At 71.1% G+C, this 6,292-nt stretch carries 6 protein-coding genes; 2 read left to right on the top strand and 4 right to left on the bottom strand.

What is annotated here, in order from left to right:
- The first annotated feature begins 556 nt into the window (after positions 1-556).
- Together ND747_RS26620 and ND747_RS26615 are read left to right on the top strand one after the other, a co-directional pair.
- A complete protein-coding gene (locus ND747_RS26620; RefSeq protein WP_251737015.1) occupies positions 557-1,210 on the top strand; it encodes a maleylpyruvate isomerase N-terminal domain-containing protein in 654 nt (217 codons plus the stop codon).
- A gap of 138 nt (positions 1,211-1,348) precedes the next feature.
- A complete protein-coding gene (locus ND747_RS26615; protein ID WP_251737014.1) occupies positions 1,349-2,620 on the top strand; it encodes a lipase in 1,272 nt (423 codons plus the stop codon).
- A 102-nt stretch (positions 2,621-2,722) separates the two neighbouring features.
- On the opposite strand, the gene ND747_RS26610 is transcribed toward ND747_RS26615, so the two are convergent.
- The 4 genes from ND747_RS26610 to ND747_RS26595 form a co-directional block, all read right to left on the bottom strand.
- Positions 2,723-3,502, bottom strand: coding sequence for a class I SAM-dependent methyltransferase (locus ND747_RS26610; RefSeq protein WP_251737013.1), 780 nt, complete (start codon positions 3,500-3,502; stop codon positions 2,723-2,725).
- Between the two features lie 142 nt (positions 3,503-3,644).
- Positions 3,645-4,421 carry a DUF2599 domain-containing protein gene (locus tag ND747_RS26605; RefSeq protein ID WP_251737012.1) on the bottom strand — a complete coding sequence of 259 codons (777 nt, stop codon included), beginning with the start codon at positions 4,419-4,421 and terminating at the stop codon, positions 3,645-3,647.
- 286 nt (positions 4,422-4,707) lie between these two features.
- Positions 4,708-4,989 (bottom strand): GlsB/YeaQ/YmgE family stress response membrane protein, encoded by a 282-nt coding sequence (locus tag ND747_RS26600; protein WP_251737011.1) that lies wholly within the window; start codon positions 4,987-4,989, stop codon positions 4,708-4,710.
- A gap of 195 nt (positions 4,990-5,184) precedes the next feature.
- Positions 5,185-5,919 (bottom strand): hypothetical protein, encoded by a 735-nt coding sequence (locus ND747_RS26595; RefSeq protein WP_251737010.1) that lies wholly within the window; start codon positions 5,917-5,919, stop codon positions 5,185-5,187.
- Positions 5,920-6,292 lie beyond the last annotated feature (373 nt).

The raw sequence follows: 6,292 nt of genomic DNA, 5'->3' as shown, positions 1-6,292 counted from the left end.
CGCTCTACGTCACGGACCGCCACTCCGGCGAGTCGCTAGACGATCACGATCCGTACACCACGTGCGTGGACTCCACTACCACCTGCCAGCTCCTCGTCGCAGCACTCCGCTTGTGTTGCATAGACCATCGCGCCGAGATGGTGTCGCCCGTCGCCACGGCGGCGCTATCCATTACCTGCCCGTCTGTCATGGAGTGAAGTCATTCGGGTAGTTTTACCACTCACCGTTTACAGCTCTACCTCTTCCGTCGGGGGGTGATGCTGCTCTCGCCGGGCCCGGCAGCGCGGGATTGCCGAACCGGTCACTGCTCGCGGGTGCCGCCCCTGTGGGTGCGAGCGTCATCAAGGGCCGAGGCCGACCAGCTCGAGACCGTTGACGAGGTAAACGGCGCGCTGCCGAGCGCCGACGCACCGCCGGCCTTGCGTGTTCACCCTGCGACGACCACTACGGCGAGCAGCCCGAAGGCCATCAAGTCACCCTATGTGGCGCAGTCGCTCCAGGGACCGTGGGGCGCCGCGGGAAACCATGTGCTTCCCGTGGATCCGGATGGGCCACAATGAGCGCCGTGACCGTGACCATGCTCGGAGAGGTCTTCGTCCAGACCGCGGCGGCGGCGACGGGGCTGCTGTGGGAGCCGGTGCTCGAACAGCGGTGGGACACCCCGAGTGCGCTCGACCAGTTCCAGGTCAGCGGGCTGGCGGGGCATCTGGCCTGGCAGGTCCTCGCCGTGCCCGGCCGGCTGGCCGCGCCGACGCCGCACGGGCCGCCGGTCACCCTGCTGGACTACTACACAACGGCGGCGTGGGTCGGCGCACCGCTGGACGGTGAGCTCAACGCCGGGCTGCGTGACCTCGGCGAGCAGACCGCCAAGGCCGGCCCGGTGGCCTTGGCCGGCCAGGTCGACGTGGCCCTGGCCGAGCTGCGAGCCCTGCTACCGCACACCGACGGCACCCGGCTGGTCGCGATGCGCACGTCCGCGCCGCCGCTGACCGTGGACGACCTGCTGGCCACCCGCATCCTCGAGATCGCCGTCCACGCCGACGACCTCGCCGTCAGCCTCGGCGTGCGCACCCCCTCACTGCCCGAGGCGGCCACCGACCTGGTCATCGGCCTGCTGGCCCGCGTCGCCACCCGCCGCCACGGCCCGGTCCCGCTGCTGCGTGCGCTCAGCCGCGCCGAACGCGCCCCCGCCACCATCGCCGCCCTGTGATCCCAGACCACTTCCACGCTCTCGGGTAACCCCGGCTGACAGCTGGGCGGCGAGTGTCGGATGACAGACTGCGTCCATATCGTTTCCGTACGCTGAACGGCACCTAGAGTGATAGCTGTGACGGTGCGAGATCGGGCGATGACGATAGTTCTGGCAGCCGTGACAGCGGTGTCCGTGGTGCTGGTGGGTCCCGCCGCGACCGCCACGACCACGGCAACCACGGCAACCGGATCAACCACAAGGTCCGAGGCGACCTCGACCGGCCCTGGTGGGCCGCGGGTGACGAGCCGGGTGACGTTGCCCCGACCCACCGGGGTGCATCCCGTCGGACGGGACACGCTGCATCTGGTGGACACCGCCCGGCGCGACCCGTGGATGCCGACGCACCCCCGGGAACTGATGGTCGACGTCTACTATCCGGCCGCCACCGCACCTGTCGGCCGGGGCGCCCCGGCCCGCTACGCCGACCCGGCCGAGATCCGCCTGTACCTGGCCTCGCTCGGCCTGGACGGCGTCCTGTCCGCCGAGGACATCGCCACGACGACGATCGCCAGCCGCACCGGCGTCCCCCCACTGTCCGGGCACCATCCGCTGGTCCTGCTCTCTCCGGGACTGGGGGTGGGTCGCCGCTCACTGACGGGGCTGGCCGAGCAGTTCGCCAGCCGCGGCTATGTCGCGGCCACCGTCGACCATGCCTACGAGTCGGTGGGCACCCTGTTCCCCGGCGCGCGGATGCTGACCTGCCTGGCCTGCGACCGCATCCAACGCCAGGCCGATCTCAGCGCCGCGGTGCGTTCCCGCACCGCGGACCTGTCGTTCGTGCTGGACCGGCTGGTCGGCCCCCGTCCGGCGTGGCGCGGCGCGGCGACGATCGACCCGACGAAGGTGGCCGCCGTCGGGCACAGCCTCGGCGGGGCGGCGTCGGTGGCGCTGCTGGCCCAGGACCGTCGGGTCCGCGTCGGCGTCGACCTGGACGGCACCCTCGGCGAACCGGTCCCGTCCGGTGGTCTGCCCGGACGTGCGGTGCTGCTGCTGGGCGCCGCCGCCGACCATCCCGCCCCCGGCCCGGGCGGCCAGGTACCGCCCGGCGTCGACCCCGACGACTACGACCCCACCTGGGCGCAGGCCTGGGCCCGGCTGCGGGCCCCCCGGCTGTGGCTGGACGTCGAAGGCGCTGACCACTTCAGCTTCACCGACGACCCGGTCATCGCCGACCAGCTTCCCCCACCGCCGTCCACCGGCACCGGCTCGTCCACCGGTGTCGTCCCGACCATGTCCGGCGCCCGTGCGCTGGCGATCACCCGGGCCTGTGTGGACGCCTTCGTCACCCGCGCCCTGACCGGGGATCCCGCCCCCCTGCCTGACGACCTGAGCCGGGCCTACCCCGAGGTCCGCGTCATCGGCCGCTGATCCCCCTCCACGCCGCCGCCGTCGGCCTGCGGCACGTGGGGTTCCGGTGGGCGTCCATCGAAATCCCACGGTCGGCGGAACGGGGCGGGGTGGGAGACCGGGTCAGGAGCGGGCCTGGGCGAGCAGGACGGCGCTGGGGAGCGCGTCGCGCTCGTCAGCGCCGCGCAGCAGCCGGGCGGTCTCGACGAAACCGGCGCGGCGCAGCAGCAGGGCGACCCGGTCGGGGGGCCAGCGGTGCGAGGGGGCGACCCGGTGGGCGTGCGGCTGCGGCTGAGTTTCGGTGACCTCGGCGGTCTGGAAGGCCAGCAGCAGCTGCCCGCCGGGCGCCAGCACCCGGCGGAACTCGGCGAACAGCTGCGGGACGGCCCCCGGCGGCAGGTGGATCATCGAGTACCAGGCGACGATGCCCGACAGCGTCTGCGCGCCGAACCCGAGACGGTGCATGAACCCAACCTCGAACGACAGCCGCGGATGGTCCCGACGGGCCCGGTCGATCATCGCCGGGGACAGGTCGATGCCGACCGCGGCCACCCCGAGACTGTGCAGGTGGGCGGTGATATGGCCGGGACCGCAGCCGACGTCGGCAACGATCCCGGGGCTGCCGGTGGCCGCGGTGTGCTCGGCGACAAGGTCGGCGAACGCGGCGAACATCGCCCGTTCCAGGGGGCGGTGTGCCAGCTGGTCGCCGAACATGTCGGCGTAGAGGTCGGCGACGGCATCGTAGGCGGCCCGGGTGCGGTCCAGGTCCGTCTCGTCCCACCGGGTTCGTGGGCCCGTCGTGTCGCCGCGCAGGGAGTGCGGCTGGTCCGTGGGGGGATGCGCGTGGGCCGGCCGGCCCATCGGTTCGTTCTCGCCCGCGTCGTCGTCGGGAGTCCCGCTCATGGCGGCGGATCATAACCGTCTGTTGATCTCCCGGGCTGCGGGGGAGTCGGGGGTGGCACTCCCGGGCCCACCCGGCCCAGCCGGTGTACGCCGCAGGCCCCCAGGCCCGGCGTGCCCTCGCCTGCAGGCCCGGTCTGCCCGCTCAGCCGTGTTCGCCGCGGACGGTGTACCTGGGCGTCACACCGTCGGGACGGTAGACCCGCGCCGGCCCGCCGGTGGGATCGGTGCCCAGGGTGTTGCCGCACCGGGTGGAGATCCAGGTGGCGAAGCTGTTCGGGGTCATCCGCGGTCGCCAGCTCTCCAGGTCGTAGGTGTCACCGGTGGCGTAGTCGCCGTCACCGGAACGGATCTGCGCCAGCGCCTGGTGGCAGGCCAGCTGTTCGTGCAGACTCTCGGCGGACGCGGCGGCGGTGACCCCCGGCACGCAGGCACCGATCGCCGACCACAGCACCTGCGTCGTCGCCGTCCGCGGCGCCTGGCGGGACGCGTCCGTCGGTCGCAGCGACACCCGGAACGCCCCGCTCGACCACTGCTCGACGACGATCTCCTCGACGTCCTGGCTCGCCCCGCAGTACGGCCGCCCCCCACGCGCCGCACCCTGCCCCGCCCGTCCCACCGCCGGCCCCGCCCCCGTCTCGCCGGTGGCCGACGAGCCGCCGCTGGTCGACGTCTCGGGACGCGGCGAGGATCCAGCTCGTGACGGCGCCGTGGTGTGCGGGCTGGTGGGTGTGGGCGGGGTGGCCGTCACCGTGGGAGTGATCTCGCTGACCGTCACCGGGCGGCCGTCCGCATCGCTGGTGCCGCAGCCGGACAGCATCACGACCAGCATCAGCCCGGCCGTGAGCGCGGCGACCCCTGCCCACGCTGTTCGCCCCGCCGCCGTCCGCCCCGCCGCCCTGGGCGCCGGGATCCACCGCACTGTGAATGTCCGCACGGGAACCAAGAGTAGGACGGGCGGCGTCCGCCGTCCGGTCGGGCCGGCCGGCGGCGACCACAACCGCAGGAAAAAGCCCGCGTGCCGGACATGCCGAGGCGTGTGCGGGAAATCCGGCCCGGATACCCGCACACGCCTCGGCATGGCACCGCATAACCCTCGGCATGGGACCTTCGGCCAGGTCCCCGCCGGACGTCAGGACGGCATGAAAATCTCATACCTGAAAATCGACAGGTGGCCCGGAGGCGGACAGGGGGACGGTCGGTGCGGGTCAGCGGTGCAGGGCACGGCTGCGACCGCCGACGGCACGCCAGATCAGCAGCACCACGATGCCGCCGAGGATCGACCCGATGATGCCCGACGGCTGCAGCGCGCCCTCCCCGAAGTCCTTGTCGAACAGGACGTAGCCGAGGAAACCACCGACGAACGAACCGACCACGCCGAGCAGGATCGTCGCGGGAATGCTCATCGGGTCACGTCCGGGCACGAGCAGCCGGGCGACGGCACCCGCGATCAGACCGAGAACGATCCACGTGAGCAGAGTCCAGAGCATGACAGGGCCTCCGACAGATGCTGATCATCGGACACCGGGGTCGGCCGATGATCGACGACTGGATGGATCCCGGTGTACCCACCACCCCGGCCAGCACAAACCTGGCATTCGTCGTCTGCTGGCCGACAGGGTGGAGGCCCTGTGACCATGCTCGCCGGGTGCCGTCCGCACGGTGGGTCCGCCTCCGGGCGGACCTCAGCCGTTCCCCGCGACGTCGGCCGGCGACGAGGACTGCAGGCTCTGCAGCCCCAGCGAGCCGATCAGGGAAAAGAAGGAAAACAGGTTGTGGAAGAACTCGTGAACCGGGTCGTAGCTTCCGACATCGGTGGCCGCGGTTTCGTTCTGGGCATCCTGCGGCCAGAGGCCTCGGGTTGTTCCGTTCCCTGTTCCGCCGCCGATGCTGCCATCGGGTGCGATCGGACCGGTTGCCGCGTTGCTGATGATGCTGCCCGGTGCGAACGAGCCGGTCGTTCCGCCGCTGCGGGCATCGTCCGGCGCGAACGGAGCGGTTGCTGCGCCGCTCGAGCCGGTCGGACCCCCCTGGGCGTTACTCAGCCAGAACGCGCCGGTGGATCCGCCCTGGGAGCCGTTCTCGTCGAAGGTGCCCGTAGATCCGCCCTGTGCGCTGGCGCCCGGTCCCAGGGCGTTGGTGGGACCGCCGATCGCGGTGTTCCACACTGAGACTATCGAGATACCTGGGGTCAGTTCTTTTTTCTTGTCGTCCCATCCTTTGTCGTCCCATGTCCATGGCAGCGTTTCGTTCCAGCTCGGCGGACTGTAGTCGGATGCTCCACCCGGTATTGCCGTGTAGCCTGGAGGTGGCTCGAACAGCGTGGCTACGTTAGCTTTCGCGGGCGCCGCGGACAGGATGGTGACGGCGGATATTCCGCCAGTCAGCCACAAGGCCGGCAAACTTTTTCTGAGAATCATGACGTCCTCGCTCGAAACTAGGATCCAAAGCGTCTCGGCGAGAGGATAATGATTGACCTGACGAAACAGTCGGCCTCTGGTCTCGGCGTGTTGTGGAAGATTTTAAATATGCCGGTCAGGTTGGGGCGGCCGGGCGCTCGGCGCCGTCGCGGAGGCGGTCCTCCGTCTCCCCCTTTTCCGACATGTTCCACGGAGGGAGAGGGAGGACCACCGTTGACCACATACAGGGAAGGCTCTTGGAGCTAGGGGTGGATTAGTCGAAGGATCCGGTGGAGCCGCCCTGGGCTCCGCCACCACCGAAGGATCCGGTGGAGCCGCCCTGGGCTCCGCCACCACCGAAGGATCCGGTGGAGCCGCCCTGGGCTCCGCCACC

It is taken from the genome of Frankia sp. R82, from assembly GCF_023716925.1.
GTDB lineage: Bacteria > Actinomycetota > Actinomycetes > Frankiales > Frankiaceae > Frankia.
This window is presented reverse-complemented; position numbering and strand designations above follow the sequence as displayed.